At 41.3% G+C, this 17,034-nt stretch carries 29 protein-coding genes; 1 reads left to right on the top strand and 28 read right to left on the bottom strand.

Features of this window, described 5'->3' with window-relative positions; all coding sequences use genetic code 11:
- Positions 1-6: 6 nt before the first annotated feature.
- The 23 genes from rplO to EQM06_RS01745 form a co-directional block, all read right to left on the bottom strand.
- A complete protein-coding gene (gene rplO / locus EQM06_RS01855) occupies positions 7-447 on the bottom strand; it encodes a 50S ribosomal protein L15 (protein ID WP_128744726.1) in 441 nt (146 codons plus the stop codon).
- Between the two features lie 19 nt (positions 448-466).
- Positions 467-649, bottom strand: coding sequence for a 50S ribosomal protein L30 (gene rpmD / locus EQM06_RS01850; protein ID WP_128744725.1), 183 nt, complete (start codon positions 647-649; stop codon positions 467-469).
- 13 nt (positions 650-662) lie between these two features.
- Positions 663-1,169, bottom strand: coding sequence for a 30S ribosomal protein S5 (rpsE, locus tag EQM06_RS01845; RefSeq protein WP_128744724.1), 507 nt, complete (start codon positions 1,167-1,169; stop codon positions 663-665).
- A gap of 15 nt (positions 1,170-1,184) precedes the next feature.
- Complete coding sequence (gene rplR / locus EQM06_RS01840; protein WP_128744723.1) at positions 1,185-1,550, bottom strand: 50S ribosomal protein L18; 366 nt, start codon at positions 1,548-1,550, stop codon at positions 1,185-1,187.
- Between the two features lie 17 nt (positions 1,551-1,567).
- Complete coding sequence (gene rplF, locus EQM06_RS01835; RefSeq protein WP_128744722.1) at positions 1,568-2,110, bottom strand: 50S ribosomal protein L6; 543 nt, start codon at positions 2,108-2,110, stop codon at positions 1,568-1,570.
- A 12-nt stretch (positions 2,111-2,122) separates the two neighbouring features.
- Positions 2,123-2,521: a 30S ribosomal protein S8 gene (gene rpsH, locus EQM06_RS01830; RefSeq protein WP_128744721.1), complete on the bottom strand. Its 399-nt coding sequence runs from the start codon at positions 2,519-2,521 to the stop codon at positions 2,123-2,125.
- A 61-nt stretch (positions 2,522-2,582) separates the two neighbouring features.
- Positions 2,583-2,768 carry a type Z 30S ribosomal protein S14 gene (locus tag EQM06_RS01825; protein ID WP_128744720.1) on the bottom strand — a complete coding sequence of 62 codons (186 nt, stop codon included), beginning with the start codon at positions 2,766-2,768 and terminating at the stop codon, positions 2,583-2,585.
- 87 nt (positions 2,769-2,855) lie between these two features.
- Positions 2,856-3,398, bottom strand: a complete 543-nt coding sequence (gene rplE, locus EQM06_RS01820) for a 50S ribosomal protein L5 (RefSeq protein ID WP_128744719.1) — start codon at positions 3,396-3,398, stop codon at positions 2,856-2,858.
- A 17-nt stretch (positions 3,399-3,415) separates the two neighbouring features.
- Positions 3,416-3,721: a 50S ribosomal protein L24 gene (gene rplX / locus EQM06_RS01815; protein ID WP_128744718.1), complete on the bottom strand. Its 306-nt coding sequence runs from the start codon at positions 3,719-3,721 to the stop codon at positions 3,416-3,418.
- A 13-nt stretch (positions 3,722-3,734) separates the two neighbouring features.
- Positions 3,735-4,103, bottom strand: coding sequence for a 50S ribosomal protein L14 (gene rplN / locus EQM06_RS01810; protein ID WP_128744717.1), 369 nt, complete (start codon positions 4,101-4,103; stop codon positions 3,735-3,737).
- A gap of 14 nt (positions 4,104-4,117) precedes the next feature.
- Positions 4,118-4,378, bottom strand: a complete 261-nt coding sequence (gene rpsQ / locus EQM06_RS01805) for a 30S ribosomal protein S17 (RefSeq protein WP_128744716.1) — start codon at positions 4,376-4,378, stop codon at positions 4,118-4,120.
- 18 nt (positions 4,379-4,396) lie between these two features.
- Positions 4,397-4,600, bottom strand: a complete 204-nt coding sequence (gene rpmC / locus EQM06_RS01800; protein WP_128744715.1) for a 50S ribosomal protein L29 — start codon at positions 4,598-4,600, stop codon at positions 4,397-4,399.
- Positions 4,600-5,034: a 50S ribosomal protein L16 gene (gene rplP / locus EQM06_RS01795; RefSeq protein WP_128744714.1), complete on the bottom strand. Its 435-nt coding sequence runs from the start codon at positions 5,032-5,034 to the stop codon at positions 4,600-4,602. Before rplP ends, rpmC begins: the two co-directional genes overlap by 1 nt.
- 83 nt (positions 5,035-5,117) lie before the next feature.
- Complete coding sequence (gene rpsC, locus EQM06_RS01790) at positions 5,118-5,990, bottom strand: 30S ribosomal protein S3 (RefSeq protein WP_128744713.1); 873 nt, start codon at positions 5,988-5,990, stop codon at positions 5,118-5,120.
- A 17-nt stretch (positions 5,991-6,007) separates the two neighbouring features.
- Positions 6,008-6,343, bottom strand: a complete 336-nt coding sequence (rplV, locus tag EQM06_RS01785; protein WP_128744712.1) for a 50S ribosomal protein L22 — start codon at positions 6,341-6,343, stop codon at positions 6,008-6,010.
- A 19-nt stretch (positions 6,344-6,362) separates the two neighbouring features.
- Positions 6,363-6,641, bottom strand: coding sequence for a 30S ribosomal protein S19 (gene rpsS, locus EQM06_RS01780; RefSeq protein ID WP_128744711.1), 279 nt, complete (start codon positions 6,639-6,641; stop codon positions 6,363-6,365).
- A gap of 15 nt (positions 6,642-6,656) precedes the next feature.
- A complete protein-coding gene (gene rplB, locus EQM06_RS01775) occupies positions 6,657-7,490 on the bottom strand; it encodes a 50S ribosomal protein L2 (protein ID WP_128744710.1) in 834 nt (277 codons plus the stop codon).
- A 15-nt stretch (positions 7,491-7,505) separates the two neighbouring features.
- Positions 7,506-7,796: a 50S ribosomal protein L23 gene (gene rplW, locus EQM06_RS01770; protein WP_128744709.1), complete on the bottom strand. Its 291-nt coding sequence runs from the start codon at positions 7,794-7,796 to the stop codon at positions 7,506-7,508.
- Positions 7,796-8,419 carry a 50S ribosomal protein L4 gene (rplD, locus tag EQM06_RS01765; RefSeq protein ID WP_128744708.1) on the bottom strand — a complete coding sequence of 208 codons (624 nt, stop codon included), beginning with the start codon at positions 8,417-8,419 and terminating at the stop codon, positions 7,796-7,798. The genes rplW and rplD overlap by 1 nt, the downstream gene beginning before the upstream one ends.
- 30 nt (positions 8,420-8,449) lie before the next feature.
- Positions 8,450-9,085 (bottom strand): 50S ribosomal protein L3, encoded by a 636-nt coding sequence (rplC, locus tag EQM06_RS01760; protein ID WP_128744707.1) that lies wholly within the window; start codon positions 9,083-9,085, stop codon positions 8,450-8,452.
- Between the two features lie 131 nt (positions 9,086-9,216).
- Positions 9,217-9,528 carry a 30S ribosomal protein S10 gene (gene rpsJ, locus EQM06_RS01755; protein WP_128744706.1) on the bottom strand — a complete coding sequence of 104 codons (312 nt, stop codon included), beginning with the start codon at positions 9,526-9,528 and terminating at the stop codon, positions 9,217-9,219.
- Between the two features lie 609 nt (positions 9,529-10,137).
- The gene (locus EQM06_RS01750) at positions 10,138-11,067 is read right to left on the bottom strand and encodes a carbohydrate kinase family protein (protein ID WP_128744705.1); all 930 of its coding nucleotides are present in this window, start codon (positions 11,065-11,067) and stop codon (positions 10,138-10,140) included.
- Complete coding sequence (locus EQM06_RS01745; RefSeq protein ID WP_128744704.1) at positions 11,064-12,632, bottom strand: nucleoside kinase; 1,569 nt, start codon at positions 12,630-12,632, stop codon at positions 11,064-11,066. Before EQM06_RS01745 ends, EQM06_RS01750 begins: the two co-directional genes overlap by 4 nt.
- A gap of 215 nt (positions 12,633-12,847) precedes the next feature.
- Between EQM06_RS01745 and EQM06_RS01740 the strand changes: the two genes are divergently transcribed.
- Positions 12,848-13,039, top strand: a complete 192-nt coding sequence (locus tag EQM06_RS01740) for a DUF378 domain-containing protein (protein ID WP_205666573.1) — start codon at positions 12,848-12,850, stop codon at positions 13,037-13,039.
- A 336-nt stretch (positions 13,040-13,375) separates the two neighbouring features.
- Here EQM06_RS01740 and EQM06_RS01735 read toward each other — a convergent pair whose 3' ends face one another.
- The 5 genes from EQM06_RS01735 to EQM06_RS01715 form a co-directional block, all read right to left on the bottom strand.
- Positions 13,376-13,648: a YdbC family protein gene (locus tag EQM06_RS01735; protein ID WP_330548350.1), complete on the bottom strand. Its 273-nt coding sequence runs from the start codon at positions 13,646-13,648 to the stop codon at positions 13,376-13,378.
- Positions 13,649-13,818: 170 nt separating this feature from the next.
- Positions 13,819-14,637, bottom strand: coding sequence for a PHP domain-containing protein (locus EQM06_RS01730; protein ID WP_128744702.1), 819 nt, complete (start codon positions 14,635-14,637; stop codon positions 13,819-13,821).
- A complete protein-coding gene (locus EQM06_RS01725) occupies positions 14,627-15,175 on the bottom strand; it encodes a DJ-1 family glyoxalase III (protein WP_128744701.1) in 549 nt (182 codons plus the stop codon). The genes EQM06_RS01730 and EQM06_RS01725 overlap by 11 nt, the downstream gene beginning before the upstream one ends.
- Positions 15,176-15,214: 39 nt before the next feature.
- Positions 15,215-15,886: a hypothetical protein gene (locus EQM06_RS01720; RefSeq protein WP_128744700.1), complete on the bottom strand. Its 672-nt coding sequence runs from the start codon at positions 15,884-15,886 to the stop codon at positions 15,215-15,217.
- 219 nt (positions 15,887-16,105) lie between these two features.
- A complete protein-coding gene (locus tag EQM06_RS01715) occupies positions 16,106-17,032 on the bottom strand; it encodes an ABC transporter permease (RefSeq protein WP_128744699.1) in 927 nt (308 codons plus the stop codon).
- Positions 17,033-17,034: the final 2 nt, after the last annotated feature.

Raw genomic sequence — 17,034 nt, 5'->3', positions numbered from 1 at the left:
CTCATCTTAGATCACCTCTGCCTTTCCTCCGGCAGACTCAATTTTTTCTATTGCAGTTTTGCTAAATTTGTGAGCCTTCACAGTGACTCCTTTTTCCAGAGTCCCCTCACCCAGAATCTTAATTCCGTCTTTAACCTGCTTTACCATTCCTGTTTCTTCTAAAAGTTCAGGGGTGATAACGGTACCCGCTTCAAATCTGTTTAAGTCATCAACGTTTAGAATTGTATATTCTGTTCTCCAAATATTAGTAAAACCTCTTTTTGGAATTCTTCTGTATAATGGCATCTGACCGCCTTCAAAGCCAAGTCTGACACCGCCGCCGCTTCTGGACTTCTGACCGTTCATACCTCTGCCGCCAGTTTTACCCTGACCTGTAGCAGTACCACGGCCTCTTCTCTTTCGGTTCTTAGTTGAACCCTCGGCTGCTCTTAATTCATGCAGTTTCATATTTCCCGCACCTCCAATCCTACAGTTCTTCTACAGTCACAAGATGCTCAACCTTTTTGATAGCACCGCGGGCTTGCGGGCAATCAGGCATTTCGTTTGAACTGTGCATCTTCTTTAAACCTAAAGCTTCAACAATTTTCTTATGTTGAGGAAGAGCTCCAATTGTACTTTTAGTTAAAGTTACTTTAATCATTTTAGCCATTTGTTTCTTCCTCCTATCCTAAAACTTCTTCTTTAGTCTTTCCTCTTAATCTGCTGATCTGTTCAACAGTCTTTAAGCCTCTGAGACCTTCCAGTGTAGCGTAAGCCATATTTACGGTATTACTTGAACCGATGGACTTCGCTCTAACGTCTTTCAATCCTGCAGCTTCCAGTACCATACGTACGGATGAACCTGCAATAACTCCGGTACCCGGAGCAGCCGGCATGATCAATACATTGCCTGCGCCGAATGTTCCTAAAATTCTGTGTGGAATTGTTGTCCCCACTGTCGGAACATATACTAAATTTTTCTTTGCATCTTCGATAGCTTTTCTTACGGCCTCAGGAATTTCCTGAGCCTTTCCAAGACCTACACCAACATAACCTTCGCCATTACCAACAACTACGGATACGCTGAATCTCATATTTCTACCACCCTTAACAGTCTTAGCAACACGTCTGATGTTAACGATAGTTTCTTTTAAGTCTAGCTTGGATGCATCAATCATATTTTGTCGCATTCCTTTTTCCTCCTGTTAGAATTTCAATCCTGCTTCACGTGCAGCTTCTGCTAATTCCTGTACTCTTCCGTGATATAAATATCCGCCTCTGTCGAAGCATACAGTTTCGATTCCCTTAGCCTTTGCTTTCTCAGCAATAGCCGTTCCAACTAATTTAGCAGCTTCCTTGTTACCACCATAAGCACACTTAGCCTTTAATTCCTTATCAGCTGTTGATGCTGCAGCAAGTGTTACACCGTTTACATCATCAACGATCTGTACAGAGATATTCTTAAGGCTTCTGTAAACGCAAAGTCTTGGTCTTTCAGGAGTTCCATGTAAGTTCTTTCTTACTCTTTCATGTCTAGCTACTCGTCTATCATTCTTACTTTCTTTTGCCATTTGATTTCACTCCTTCCTTATTTTTTACCAGTCTTTCCTTCTTTACGACGGATAATTTCGCCTTCGTAACGAATACCCTTTGCCTTATATGGTTCAGGACGTCTCCACTTTCTGATGTTGGCAGTATAGTTTCCAACTGCAGCCTTGTCGATGCCCTTTATCAGTACTTCTGTAGGAGAAGGTACTTCGGTAGTGATTCCTTCCGGATCTTCCATCTCAACCGGATGGGAGTATCCCAGATTCATCACAAGCTTCTTGCCTTTTTTCTCAGCCTTGTAACCAACGCCGACCAGCTGAAGCTTCTTTTCATAGCCATTTGTAACTCCTGTAACCATGTTGTTAATAAGAGTTCTGGCAAGTCCGTGCTGTTCTCTTGAGCTTTTGTTATCGTTATCTCTGGTTACTGTCAGAACGCCGTCTGCGATTTCAACCTTTACAAGCTTGCTCACAGTCTCTGAAAGCTGACCCTTAGGTCCCTTTACAGTAACCACATTGTTGCTGTCAACCTTTACCTCTACGCCTGCAGGAAGGTTAACAGGTAATTTACCTATTCTTGACATTTTCTATTCCTCCTACCAAACGTAACAGATTACTTCTCCGCCGATTCCAAGCTTTCTTGCTTCTTTATCGCTGATTACTCCGTTTGAAGTTGAAATAATAGCGATACCCAGACCTCCTAGTACTCTTGGCACTTCGTCAGCCTTTGCATAAACCTTTAAACCTGGCTTTGAAATCTTCTTGATTCCACTAATAACTTTTTCTTTATCCGCACCATACTTCATCTGAACTCTGATAGTGCCCTGCTTGTCGTCTTCAATAACGTCATAGCCTTTAATATATCCTTCTTCAGTTAAAATGCCTGCAATGGACTTTTTCATCTTTGATGCAGGAATATCAACTGTTGCGTGTCCTACAGTATTGGCATTTCTGATTCTTGTTAGCATATCTGCTATTGGATCTGTCATTGTCATTCTGAATGTTCTCCTTTCCTTGCGAGGTTCCCCGAAAGGCCTCCGCAATCAATTTTAAAAATTACCAGCTCGCTTTTTTAACGCCTGGGATTTCTCCCTTGTAAGCAAGTTCTCTGAAACAGATTCGGCAGATACCATATTTTCTTAATACTGAATGTGGTCTTCCGCAAATCTTGCATCTTGTATATGCACGAGTAGAAAACTTCGGTTTTCTAGCCTGTTTTACTTTGAGAGATGTCTTTGCCATCTTAACCTCCTACTATAATTTCCGAGCGAAGTCGAGGAAATTATATAAAAACTTCCTTGCGGCAACGCCGTCTCACTCTTAATTTTTCTATTTCTCAAACGGCAGTCCAAGTAACTGCAATAATGAAGCAGCTTCTTCATCTGTCTTAGCCGTTGTAGTAAATACAATGTTCATGCCCTTGATCTTATCAATCTTATCGTACTCTATTTCAGGGAAGATCAACTGTTCCTTGATACCCATGGAATAGTTTCCTCTTCCGTCAAAAGAGTTTTTGCTTACTCCCTTGAAGTCTCTTACTCTTGGAAGAGCGATGTTAAATAGCTTGTCAGCAAACTCAAACATGTTATCTCCTCTCAGAGTAACTTTTGCTCCAACAGGCATACCCTGTCTAACCTTGAAGTTTGCGATAGATTTCTTTGATTTTGTGATGACTGGTCTCTGACCACTGATGATTGCTAATTCTTCAACAGCAGTTTCCATAATTTTAGCGTTTTCTTTTGCTTCGCCAAGACCCATGTTAAGGGTGATCTTTTCAAGTACAGGAACTTCCATCACATTCTTATAACCATGCTTATCCATCATAGCCTTAAATATTTCGTTTTTATAAGTTTCTTTTAGTCTAGCTGTCAAAATCGTCTCCTCCTTTCTTAATCGATTACTGCTCCAGTTTTCTTGGATACTCTGACCTTTTTACCGTTCTCTTCTTTGTATCCAATTCTGGTAGGAGCTTTTGCTTTAGTATCGTAGAACATCACGTTTGAAACGTGGATCGGTCCTTCAACGTGCTTAATTTCAGATTTTGCAGTTCTCGTCTGCTTCTGATGCTTTGTCTGAACGTTGACTCCCTCTACGACAACTCTATCTTCTTTAGGCATTGCTTTCAGCACTTTGCCTTTTTTTCCTTTATCTTTACCAGTGATAACTAACACTGTATCGCCTTTTTTAATTTGCATCTTATAACACCTCCTATAGTACTTCTGGTGCCAATGACACGATCTTCATAAAGCTCTTATCTCTAAGTTCTCTGGCTACTGGTCCGAAGATACGAGTTCCTACCGGATTCTTATCTTCTTTAATAATTACAGCGGCATTCTGATCGAACTTTACATAGCTACCGTCACTTCTTCTGGCGCCAGTCTTTGTTCTTACTATTACAGCCTTTACAACGTCGCCTTTTTTTACAACGCCGCCGGGTGTTGCTTCTTTAACAGCGCAAACAATTACATCTCCAATATTCGCACACTTTCGGCTCGTACCGCCAAGAATACGGATACATAAAAGTTCTTTCGCACCTGAATTGTCAGCAACCTTTAATCTAGTTTCTGTCTGAATCATAATCTGGTGCCTCCTTACTTAACTTTCTCAATAATGTTCACAAGTCTCCATCTCTTATCCTTGGATAGAGGTCTTGTTTCCATGATTCTTACTTTATCTCCTATATTGCATTCGTTGTTCTCATCGTGCGCTTTGACTTTCTTAGTTCTCTTTACGGCTTTTCCATAAAGGGAATGTCTTACGAAGTCTTCCATAGCAACAGTGATAGTCTTATCCATCTTGTCACTTACCACAACACCGACCTTAGTCTTTCTTCTGTTTCTCTCAACTGTCATATTACATCCTCCTTTCTATTAGCCCTGAACCTTTTCAAGTTCTTTTTCTCTGATAATGGTTTTAACTCTTGCAATCTGCTTTTTCGTATCTCTTAATTTAATAGGGTTTTCTAACTGCCCTGTTACATGCTGAAATCTTAAATTAAATAATTCGTTCTTCATCTTCTTTAACTCAGCAGTAAGTTCAGTCTCAGTCATTTCTCTCATTTTCTTTAATTCCATTATGCTTCACCACCCTCTGCTAATTCCTGACCTTTGATGGCAAACTTGCACTTTACCGGTAGCTTGTGCATAGCAAGTCGCATTGCTTCTCTGGCCTTTTCCTCTGAAACCCCTTGGATCTCAAACATGACTCTACCAGGTTTAACTACTGCTACCCAATATTCAGGAGCACCTTTACCGGAACCCATACGTACTTCAGCTGGTTTCTTTGTAACCGGCTTGTGTGGGAAAATATCGATATATACTTTACCACCTCTCTTGATAGATCTTGTCATGGCTATTCTGGCAGCCTCGATCTGATTTGAGGTGATCCAACCACATTCTTCTGAAATTAATCCGTATTCACCATAAGCAATTTTGTTACCCTTAGTTGCAACGCCTTTCATTCTTCCTCTGTGGACTCTTCTGCGTTTAACGCGCTTTGGCATTAACATCGCTGTCTTCCTCCTTTCTCAATGCCGCAAGTACAATTTATACAATCTTCGTATAAAATTTTGTACCCGGCTTCTTCTATCTATTATTCAGTCACTTCTACGTTTTCTTCAGCGGGAGCTGCAGCAGCTTCGCTTACAGGGGCAGCTTCTACTTTTGGAGACTTTCTGACTCTTGGGTTTACTGCTTTTGGACCTTCAGGCTTAGCGTCTCTGTCTCTTCTAGGTCTTCTGTCTCCGTCGTTTCTGTCTCTTCTGCCTCTTCTGTCCCCGTCACGTCTGTCTCTTCTGCCTTCTTTTTCTTCAGGAACAGCGCTCTTTAATCCTTTATCAAGGATTTCACCGTGATTGATCCAAACCTTTACACCGATCTTACCGTACGTAGTATCCGCTTCAGCGAAACCATAATCGATATCAGCTCTTAAGGTGTGTAGAGGAACATTTCCTTCACTGTATTTTTCGTTTCTGGCAATTTCAGCTCCGCCAAGTCTTCCCGAACAAAGAACTTTAATACCCTTTGCACCGGATTTCATCGTTCTTCCGATTGCCTGCTTCATGGCTCTTCGGAAAGAAATTCTTCTCTCCAGTGCCTGTGCAATGCTTTCAGCAGTAAGCTGAGCATCCATTTCGACCTTTCTGATCTCTACGATGCTGATTTCTACCTCTTTGCCAGTCATCTTAACGATGTCTTTCTTAAGAGCGTCAATACCGTCTCCGGCTCTTCCGATTACCATACCCGGCTTACCAGTCAGCACGATAACTTTAATCTTACCGGCTGCTGCTCTTTCGATTAAAACTCTTGAAACGCCTGCAACATATAACTTCTTCTTTACATATTCTCGAACCTTCTGGTCTTCTACAAGAAAATCAGCGAAATTGTTCTTGTCTGCATACCATTTGGAATCCCAGTCTTTTATAATGCCCACTCTTAAACCATGTGGACTTACTTTCTGACCCATTCAATGAACCTCCTATCTTAGTTTCTTTCCTTAAGAGTAACACCAACGTGGCTGCTTCTCTTAAGAATTACTGATGCTCTACCTTGTGCTCCCGCTCTCCATCTCTTCATAGTTGGTCCTTGATGAGCATAAACCTCAGCAACATATAGATTATCCGGATTCATGTCGAAGTTGTTTTCAGCGTTTGCAGCAGCAGACTTAACAACCTTTTCAACTATTTCAGAACCCTTACCAGGCGTGAATTTTAAAATGGTAAGTGCCTCATTTAAATCTTTTCCTCTTACTAAATCAGTAATCGGCTTTAGTTTTATAGGAGACATTCTTACATATTTTGCAATTGCTTTTGCTTCCATCTTCTTACATCTCCTTTACTTATTTTTTCTTAGTCGTTTTATCAGCAGCGTGACCTCTGTAGGTTCTTGTCGGAGCAAATTCTCCCAGTCTGTGTCCTACCATATCCTCAGTGATATATACAGGAACGTGTTTTCTGCCGTCATGCACTGCAATTGTGTGCCCCACCATCTGTGGGAATATTGTAGATGGTCTTGACCATGTCTTGATTACTTTCTTTTCGTTAGCTTCATTCATTGCTATGATAGCTTTCAAAAGCTTAGCGTTCACGAAAGGGCCCTTTTTAAGTGATCTACCCATTATTTATGCTCCTTCCTATTTTTCATTTCTTCTCTTTACGATATACTGATTAGAAGCCTTCTTCTTCTTTCTAGTCTTAAGACCAAGAGCAGGCTTACCCCAAGGAGTAACCGGACTTACTCGACCGATTCCAGCCTTACCTTCACCACCGCCGTGTGGGTGATCGTTCGGGTTCATAACGGAACCTCTTACAGTAGGTCTCCAGCCCATGTGTCTCTTTCTTCCTGCTTTACCGATCTGAATGTTAGAATGTTCGCCATTTCCAACTTCTCCGATGGTCGCTCTGCATTCCATTCTGATCTTTCGAACTTCTCCGGAAGGAAGTCTTACCTGAGCGTAATCGCCTTCTTTAGCCATCAGCTGTGCACCGTTACCGGCTGATCGAACCAGCTGTGCACCTTTTCCGCTCTTCATCTCAATGTTGTGGATGATAGTACCTACCGGAATGTTTGCAAGCGGAAGAGCATTTCCTACTTTAATATCTGCATCAGCTCCGGAAACAATAACATCTCCAACATGTAACTTGTTAGGAGCAATAATATATCTCTTGTCACCGTCTGCATAAACGATCAATGCAATGTTTGCACTTCTGTTCGGATCATATTCGATCGTAGTTACCTTACCCGGAATACCGTCCTTACGTCTCTTAAAGTCGATAATTCTGTATTTCGGTCTGTATCCGCCGCCTCTGTGTCTTACTGTAATCTTACCTCTCACATTTCTTCCGGAATGCTTCTTAAGAGTTACTGTAAGAGACTTTTCAGGTGTGCTCGTTGTAATTTCTTCAAATGTTGAAACCGTCATTCCTCTTAATCCAGGAGTGGTCGGATTATACTTTTTGATTCCCATATTTTTCGTCCCTCCTTATAGACCCTGGAAGAATTCGATTTCCTTACTGCCATCAGTAAGAGTAACAATCGCCTTCTTTGAAGCCGCAGTTCTACCTACGTTTCTTCCCATTCTCTTAACTTTACCTTGAACATTCATGATGTTTACTTTTTCTACTTCTACACCAAAGATTTCTTCAACAGCTAATTTTACTTCTGTTTTATTAGCGTCTCTAGCAACTTTGAAAGTGTATTTCTTTTCCTGTGCGTTATCCATACTTGTTTCGGAGATAACCGGCTTAATAATTACGTCGTAAGCAGTTCTCATTATGAATACACCTCCTCAATCTTATTGATCGCTTCCTTCGTTACGATGAAGCTTGTGTAATTGATGATCTCATACACGTTCATTGTCCCGACTAAAGCGGTTCTTACTCCCGGAATGTTAGCAGCTGAACGGATAACGTTCTCATCCTTTTCAGCCATAACGATCAATGCTTTCTTAGCAGCCTTTACATTTCCTAACACTTTGATCATTTCCTTTGTCTTAGGAGCTTCAAAGTTCAGTGTATCAAGTACGATAATTTCCTTTTCTGCAACCTTTGAGGAAAGAGCAGACTTCATTGCAAGTCTTCTCAGTTTCTTAGGAACTGTATATCTGTAATCTCTCGGCTTTGGTGCGAATACTACGCCGCCGCCGATCTGTGATGGGTCTGTTGAACTACCCTGTCTGTGACGACCAGTACCTTTCTGTCTGAAAGGCTTTCTTCCGCCGCCTCTGACTTCGCCTCTATTTTTAGCTGACTGCGTACCCTGTCTTTGGTTAGCCAGATAATTTTTTACTACTGCATGAACAGCGTTCTGATTCGGTTCAATACCGAATATTGCATCGTTTAAATCAATACTTCCAACTTCTGCTCCTGCCATGTTTAGCATAGTTACTTTTGCCATTTTCTACTTCCTCCTTTCTGAAGTCTTTATCTATTTGTCCTGACCTTTTACTGCATACTGGATGCGTAGAATGCCGCCCTTAGGACCCGGCACAGCACCTCTTACCAGCATCAGGTTTCTGTCATCAATAACCTTTACTAATACAACGTTCTGTACTGTCACTGTATCGCGACCCATTCTACCAGGACCCTTATTTCCTTTAAATACTCTTGAAGGATAAGTACCTGCTGCCAATGCGCCAGCAAGTCTCTTATGCTTTGAACCGTGACTTGTAGGACCTCTGTGATGTCCGTGTCTCTTGATGTTACCCTGAGTGCCTTTACCTTTTGAAGTTCCGGTTATATCCAGTTTTTTACCGATTTCAAAATCAGCAGCCGTGATAGTCTGTCCAATCTCATAAGCTTCGCCGTCTTCCAGTCTGAATTCAGCCAAATGCTTCTTCAGTCCAAGACCATTCTTGTTGAAGTGGCCCGTCATCGGCTTGTTTACTCTATGAGCCTTCTGATCTTCAAATCCGATCTGAACCGCTTCATAGCCGTCTGTTGCTGCTGTTTTTACCTGAGTTACTACTACAGGACCAGCTTCAATAACTGTTACAGGAATAACTTCTCCTGCTTCTGAGAAAATCTGAGTCATTCCGATTTTCTTTCCTAAGATAGTTTTCATATTCTTCTCCTTTTCTACTTACAGCGGATTGCCCTGGTTTTAAATCCTCAGTTTCTTTCCGCAACACAGGATGCAGATTTACACTGAAATTTACTCTCATGCAATCTTTCTAAGGGGAGTACCCTTATCTATTAAAGTTTGATTTCAATGTCCACTCCAGCCGGTAAGTCAAGCTTCATCAAAGCATCAACTGTCTTTGGAGTAGTGTTCGTGATATCAATCAATCTTTTGTGAGTTCTCTGTTCGAACTGCTCTCTGCTGTCCTTATACTTGTGAACTGCTCTCAAGATTGTTACCACTTCTTTTTCTGTTGGAAGCGGAATCGGGCCTGAAACATCAGCACCTGTCTTCTTAGCTGTCTCAACAATTTTAGCTGCGGACACATCTAATGATTTGTGATCATATGCCTTAAGCTTGATTCTGATTTTTTGTTGTTCGCTCATTTTTTCTTTCCTCCTATTTTTTGTACGTTTCGCTATGCCTGTACAAGGGGTTCTAAGTCCCGCTTTTTCAACGCATGCATTCAATCGCTTACTTTGCACACGCGTCCGTGTGTTTCATTTTATTGGCACAGACAAAAAGCTGGCGAATCCCTCCGCCCTCATCTGGTGAGGACAATTCTCAGTAGAAATTACCTGATAGCTCAGCAACTTCCTACTTCATCGCCTTAAGCAAGCCTTTATAATATATAACAATTTTTAACCAAATGCAATACTTTTTTTAAAAATAATTGAAGGGTTTTTTAACTTTTTTATAATCTACTCTTCGCTTATTTCAATGCTTATAAAAGTTACGCTCTGCACACGTTTCCTTGTGTTTCATAATTGTTATTTTTAACAAGCCTGCTTTTTTTATTCTTTTTTTAATAAATTTAGAAAAATTTAGGGGAATTTTTTGTTAATGCATAGAAAGGGCTAAGAATTTCAATGGTTTCACAGGAGAGAATATTTTCTGAAAAATAGAAATGAATGCAAAAACCACTCACCGGATTGAACCCCTATGAGTGGTTTATTGCAAGCAGCCAAAAGAATAAAAAAGCCTTATAAGCATACTTAATCCAGCTGATATATCCAGTGCTTTTTCTCTTCTATATTTTTGATGCTCATATTTGGATTTACCGCTGTTTTAGATTCCATGGCAACTCCCGAGGCCGCCATCCCATATAACGCAGTTTCCTTTATATCCCGTCCTTTTACAAAGCTATCCAGTATGGCTGCTGAAAAAGCATCTCCTGCTCCGGTAGCGCTTACGATTTTAGTTTTCCCCGGCCTTATAATGCCTTCTTCCGCTTCATCCTTATAATATACTCCCCTTGCATTTAAGGTAATAAACACTCGCTTGACCCCTTTTGAAATAAAATATTTTCCGGCTTCCGATAAATCCTTTTCATCTGCAATTTCTATGTCGGATAATACTTGTGCTTCGCCAATGTTCGGCTTAATCGTGTGAAACCTGCCAATATATTTTTTGGATCGTTCCGCTTTCGGAGCAGAAACAGGGTCTAAAAAGAGAGGAACTTCTTGAAGCTTGTCCATAATATATGTCTGCACCTCTTCTATCAGATTCGCATCAATTCCCACGATCTTTGAACGTTTAAGAAGCGGCAGAGCCTTGTTTATGATCTCAACTGAAATACGTTCCAGAACATCCATATTGCAAAGAGCCATTTCCATATCTCCGATACTGTTTAAAATGGACAAATACATAGCGGTATTTTCACCTTCAATTAAATGTACGTTTTCCACTCCCACGCCCAGAGCAGCCAGCTCCTGTACGGCCATCCTGCCTACAAAATCATTTCCCGCAGCCGATACAAAAGAAATACTTGCCCCCATTCTGGCTAAATTCTCCGTAATATTTCTTCCAACGCCTCCATAAGAAATAGAAATTTTTCCGGGATTCGACTCTCCCGGCTTCAATACATCATAAGGATGTCCCTCAATGTCTGCCGCAATTCCGCCAATAACAGTTATATCGCTCATACTAAAATACTTCCTCCAATAAATTCTCGCAATATTGAATTGTTCGCAATAATGGAATCATCTTCAATCACTTCAAAAAAATCTAAAATCTTTAACAAACGCTGTGCTTCGCTATATACCGGCTCTTCCTGCTGAATCTCCTTGAGAAGCGGTTCCGCATATTTTTTAAGCACAGAAATTTCGTATAAATGCACGGAATTAAAAAAGGCATCCGCTTCGTTGCTAAAAGGGAAGATGTTTTTATCCTCTCCGGCTCTGACCTTTGGCCAGGAATTAATCGTATTTTTAGCAGAATGACCTCTGAAATTATAATCCCTCACCATTCTCCTAAGCATACGTGCGTCGGTGGTCGGAATTCGATTGTTTTCATCTATGTTTAGCTGAGTCAACGGACTTATATAAATTTTAAATTTCTCGGTGTCGGGTATTAATGCAGTCAGTTCCCGATTCAGGGCATGAATCCCTTCAATGATGATCGGCTGTCCGGACGTGATCTTTGTCAGCCGTTTTCCAAACTTCTTATGGCCGTCCATAAAGTCAAAGGTCGGCAGGTCTACTTCCTCACCGGCCAGCAGAGAATTCATGTTTGCATTGAAAAGCTCAATATCGATTGCTTCTAAGTCCTCAAAATTAGGCTCACCGTTTTCGTCAAGGGGGGTGTTCTCCCTTTCTACGAAATAGTCATCCGTTCCCATATATAACGGCTTTAGCCCGTTGACCTTTAACTGGATCAGCAGCCGTTTGGCAAACGTAGTCTTTCCCGACGAAGAGGGCCCTGCTATTAAAACAATTCGTTTCTTTTCCTTTTTTATAATATCTGCCAGTTCCGCTACCTTCTTCTCGTGCAAGGCTTCTGAAAGCTGTATAAGCTCTTCATATTCGCCGTTTCTTACCTTTGCATTCAAATCCCTTGCATACGAAACCTCCATCAGTTTTCCCCAGTTGGTGGCCTCTCCAAAAGCGCCGTACAGCTTCACCTCATCCACATAGTCCGGGATTACATTGGGGTTCTTAGGATGCGGAAACCTTAGCAGAACGCCTCTTCTGTATTTCCTGATTTCAAAAAGCTTTATATATCCGGTAGAAGGCACCATCAGCCCGAAAAAGAACTTTTTAAAGCCTTCCAGAGAATAACACGAGTCTTCTTTTACATACGGAATATCTAAATCTACTAATTCACGCATTCGTTTATATATGCCGTCAACCTCGGCCTGCGTTACAGGCATTTTCCTCCGAATCATGGTATAAAGGCCTTTATTAATGGAATTTTGTATTTCTACTACAATATCGCCCAACACATCGTATACGGCCTTCATATATATGAGAGATAAGCTGTTTTGATAAATCAAATTGGCTGATTGGTTTCTCATATCCAGCAGTTCAATTTTGCACGGTTTATCTATTTTGTGCGTCAGTTCAACAATCTTGTTATCTACATGGGCCGCCAAAATAGCATATGGTAATTTGCTCTGAAGCTCTTTCACAATAGCTTCTATAGTACAGATATCCTTTACTTCTATTTTACAATCCGGCTCTCTTGGCCCGTTTTTTAATATAACTTCCATAAGTTTCATATTCCCCTTTAGCAATCCTTGCAGCAACGCTGATTCAATCGATGGAGTTCATTATACCATAAATTTCATTTAACATTTTTGCCCGTAAACCTGCTATGGTAATTTATGGTGAAATAACCTAAGCCCGTTTGAAGGCTCGTTGAAGGTTATTATAACATATTTTCTGCGTAAGTGGGTAAAATACTCTCCGGAAAGGAGTGATAGCTTTGAAAAAAATCGTTCTTGCACTGATTATTATTGGTTCTATAAATTGGGGACTGATCGGATTTTTCCGATACGACCTGATTTCTAACATTTTTGGAAGCAATCTCGAATTCGTAAGCAGAATTATTTTTGCACTGGTTGGCCTCTCCGGACTTTATGCAATCACATTCTTTAAAGGCCAGCGTTCGTATTGAACTGAAAATTTTTGATGCTGACAGCTGGTGGGATTATCAACAAAAGGACAGCACTCCTGCCGAGAGGCAGGAGTGCTGTCCTTTTTTATTTACGGTTACTTAATTTCTTAGCAATTTCCGCAAGATGTATCACCACATCCAAATACGTTAGGCATACAGAACATTAAAACCAGAATTAAGAAAAAGAAAAGTAAACTGGAGTCTATTCCTCTCTCATGATCATATCCACATCTTCCCATTTTGTTACCTCCTTTATGATGCATGATCAGTAGAATCTACAAATCAAATTTGAGATTCTCTTTCTTAATACTATATGCATCTACCCCTCATAACGTTCTACACCGCCTGCTCCCCAGTTTCAGGTTCCGCCAAATTCTCTTTTAACAATCCATATAGCACCTGCATCTCTTCCTCTCGAAGAGTAATCCCTCTGGACATATGCTGATGCTGTTCATCCCAATCCCGAATGTCAAACTTAGGCTTGCTCCCATTCCATGCAATTTTGTTCACTTCCTTTGTCCAGTGATTGCTATACTGTGCAATCACACCAATACGTTCTGTAATCTCAAAAGTGATTTCTTCCTTTTTCTTGTCCATTCCCGTCATCATTAATCTCCTCTCTTTACATAGATCTTATTTTCTATATTTTAATATATATGTAAATATTTGTCAATTAAATTGTTAAAGATTTTTTGCTCCTTAATTGAAAAAGTACATTCCGCTTTTGTCCCATAACAGACGAGGTTTCTTATTGTACAAAAAAAGACGGGATATACCGTCTATTTTTCAAAGTCAGGGCCGTGATAATCCGATCCCTCCGTGATATGCAAATGATATTTCTCCGCCAGCCCCACCAAATACAAACTTTCTTCTTTTGTATGAGCCGGATGAAAACATTCTATTCCTTTCAGCCCCATTTTTTTCATTTCTCGTGTCAGAGCATCCAACTTTTCATAAAATTCTTGGCTTCCCCGCGTTCCAAGTTCCTTGATTTTCATGGGATGAGCCAATACAGCAATTCCACCCGCACCTTTGATAAGCGCTATGGCTCTTTCAGCCGAAATTTTTTCCTTTTTTACAGCCTTTGCGGCAGGCGCTTCTAAAAGTCTTCCCGGTTCAAAGGCTTCTTTTACATGATCAATATAACCGCGTTTCACCATTGCTCTGGCAATCAGCGGTTTTCCAATGTACTCCCGATCGTCCTCTGTAGGAAAATCTTCTTCTGACAGTTCATATCCCATTTCTTTCAGAACCGCCAACAGCTTTTCATTCCTGATCTTACGCTTTTCTTTTATTTTTTCCAGTTCGGCATTTAACTCTTTATTTTTTATATCCATTCGATATCCAAGGATGTGTACAGGAACTGCTTCCTTGAATTTCTCTGTCTTAAGCTCAGCAGCCAGCTCGATTCCGGAAAGAACATTGACTTCCAATGCATCCCCTGCAATCTGAGCTTCTCTGACGCCATCGATCCCATCGTGATCCGTTATGGCAATTTCTGTATATTCTAAATCCTTTGCCCTCTTTACCATTTCAGTCGGGGACATGGAGCCATCCGAATAATACGTGTGCAAATGATAATCTACCTTATTTTTCATACATCACCAAGTCCTTTTCCAGCAATTCTGCAACGTTTTGTCCTTTTAATACACCTACTATGGCAACAGCAAACTCCATCGCGGTGCCCGGTCCTTTTGAAGTGATCAGGTTTCCGTCGATTACCACTCTGTCCCGTACTGCTTCCGCACCAGTCAAATGGTTTTCCATCCCCGGAAATATCGTGGCTTTTCTGCCCTTCAAAAGGCCTTCACGACCTAAGATCATCGGAGCTGCACAAATAGCAGCGATCCATTTATTCTTTTGATCAAATTCTCTGATTTTCTGTACCAGGCCTTTATGCTCTCCCAAGTTCTTCGCCCCCGGCATTCCTCCCGGCAGCACGATCATTTCACAAGCTTCGTAATCCGCTTCTTCAAACAGCAGATCAGCTTCTATCCCTATGCCTCTGACACTTTTTACGGATTTCTCCCCTGTCATGCTCACGGTGACAGCTTCCATGCCGGCTCTTCTCATTAAGTCCACGCACGCGATTGCTTCGATTTCTTCAAAGCCCTCAGCCAAATGTACATATACCATTCTTTCCCCTCCTATAGACACTGAACCGATTGATCTCTATCAATAATAGTTCCTGGAAAAAATCCTTTTCGGCTCCGTAATTTTATATATAATGTAGCCAAATATACCCATGATGACCGCAGACACCACAGCAGAGGAATACAGCAAGCCTCTTTGCAGCTCCCCTGTAATAATCTGCGGCAGCAGATCATCCTCATGGGGTTTATATCCCAGCATGTCCCCCAGGGAATGTCCGGTCTTGGCCGCTATAAGGAATCCGGCTATATAAACTGCTATCAGGCATACATAAATAACAGCTCCCAATTTAAATCTTTTACGTATTTCCTTGTCGAAATCATACTTCTTAAGCATGACAAAGGATGTCACCATAAGAATAAGAGCAAGTATTCCTATGGCAGCAACAATATTTATATCTTTACGAGCCGTAGCAGCGGCCATCATTTCATTTTCATTGAAGCTCCGCTGAGTCCGATCCTCATCCTCCGTAATAATCTGCCATTCGGCAGTCTTTCCAATCATAAAATCAGAAATAAATTTGCCCATCTGATCATTATCTTTTTCCAAATCCAGATTATGCAGTACATCCGCGGCCTTAAATTCATACTGATATACATCCGGCATCCTGGTAGCAATGTTAATCCCTAAACACAATGATGTAATTGGTATGGTTACTGCTAATGCAATAGAAAGTGTTTTCATCAAAATTCTCATAGTTCCGTTCCCCTAATTATTATCCCCGTATACAATTTTACATATACTTTTATTATATCTGCAACACCCGCGTAAAACAAGCCCCAATAATACGGTAATTCTGTCAACCGCGTTAAAGCGTTAGACAAAAGAATAAACGAGACTCGTTAATATATTTATATGGAAATTTTCATATAATATTAATCCGTCTCGCTTTTTATGATCTGTTCTATTCCGTTATCAACGTTCTTCTCTGAAATAATTGTTGCCCAAATCGGCAGGCGGCTGATTTTCCTTCTTTTTTTTATGAGAACTGATGATCACGATGACCACCGTCGCCACATAAGGAATCATATCCACCAAATACTGAGAAACCGCAACCCCCATGGCTTGAAGCCTCAGCCCCAATATGCTCAGCCCGCCGAAGAAGATAGCACCCAGCAAAGCTTTTACCGGATTCCATGATGCGAATATGACCAGAGCTACCGCAATCCAGCCTCTGCCTGTAACAACATCCGACTGCCAGATCGGAACGCGGATAAGAGCCAGATAAGCTCCGCCCAGCCCGCAGAGTGCACCTCCTACAAGAATATGCACATATTTATACAGCGTAACATTAATGCCCGATGCATCAGCAGCTGCGGCATTTTCCCCTACCGCCCGCATATTTAGACCCAAGCGGGTTTTATACATGTATACACAAGACAAAATTACGATCACATAAGAAAAGTAAACAAAAATGTCCTGCTTGAAAAATATAGGCCCCAATACCGGAATTTTTCCAAGAATCGGTATAGATGTCTTATTGAAAAACGCCCCTACGGAACCCGGAACGGAAAATCCGATCATCGGCTGACCCACAAAGCTGGCAAAGCCTGTCCCGAAAATAGTCAGCGTCAGCCCTGTAACAGTCTGATTTGCCCGGAGCGTGACCGTTACCAACGCGAAGATCAGTGCGCCTCCTGCTCCCGCAAGTCCGGCACAAAGAACCGCCAATATGGGATTACCGGTATTATAGGCCGCCATAAATCCCATAACAGCACCCATCAGCATCAGGCCCTCCACCCCTAAATTGAGGCTGCCCGATTTTTCTGTTATAAGCTCACCCACAGTGGCCAGTACCAATGGAGTCCCCGCTACAACACATGCGGCTAAAAAAGCTTCCATAA

It is taken from the genome of Aminipila luticellarii, assembly GCF_004103735.1.
GTDB classification, from domain to species: domain Bacteria; phylum Bacillota; class Clostridia; order Peptostreptococcales; family Anaerovoracaceae; genus Aminipila; species Aminipila luticellarii.
The sequence above is the reverse complement of the archived record's forward strand: the minus strand, read 5'-3'. Positions and strand labels throughout refer to the sequence as shown.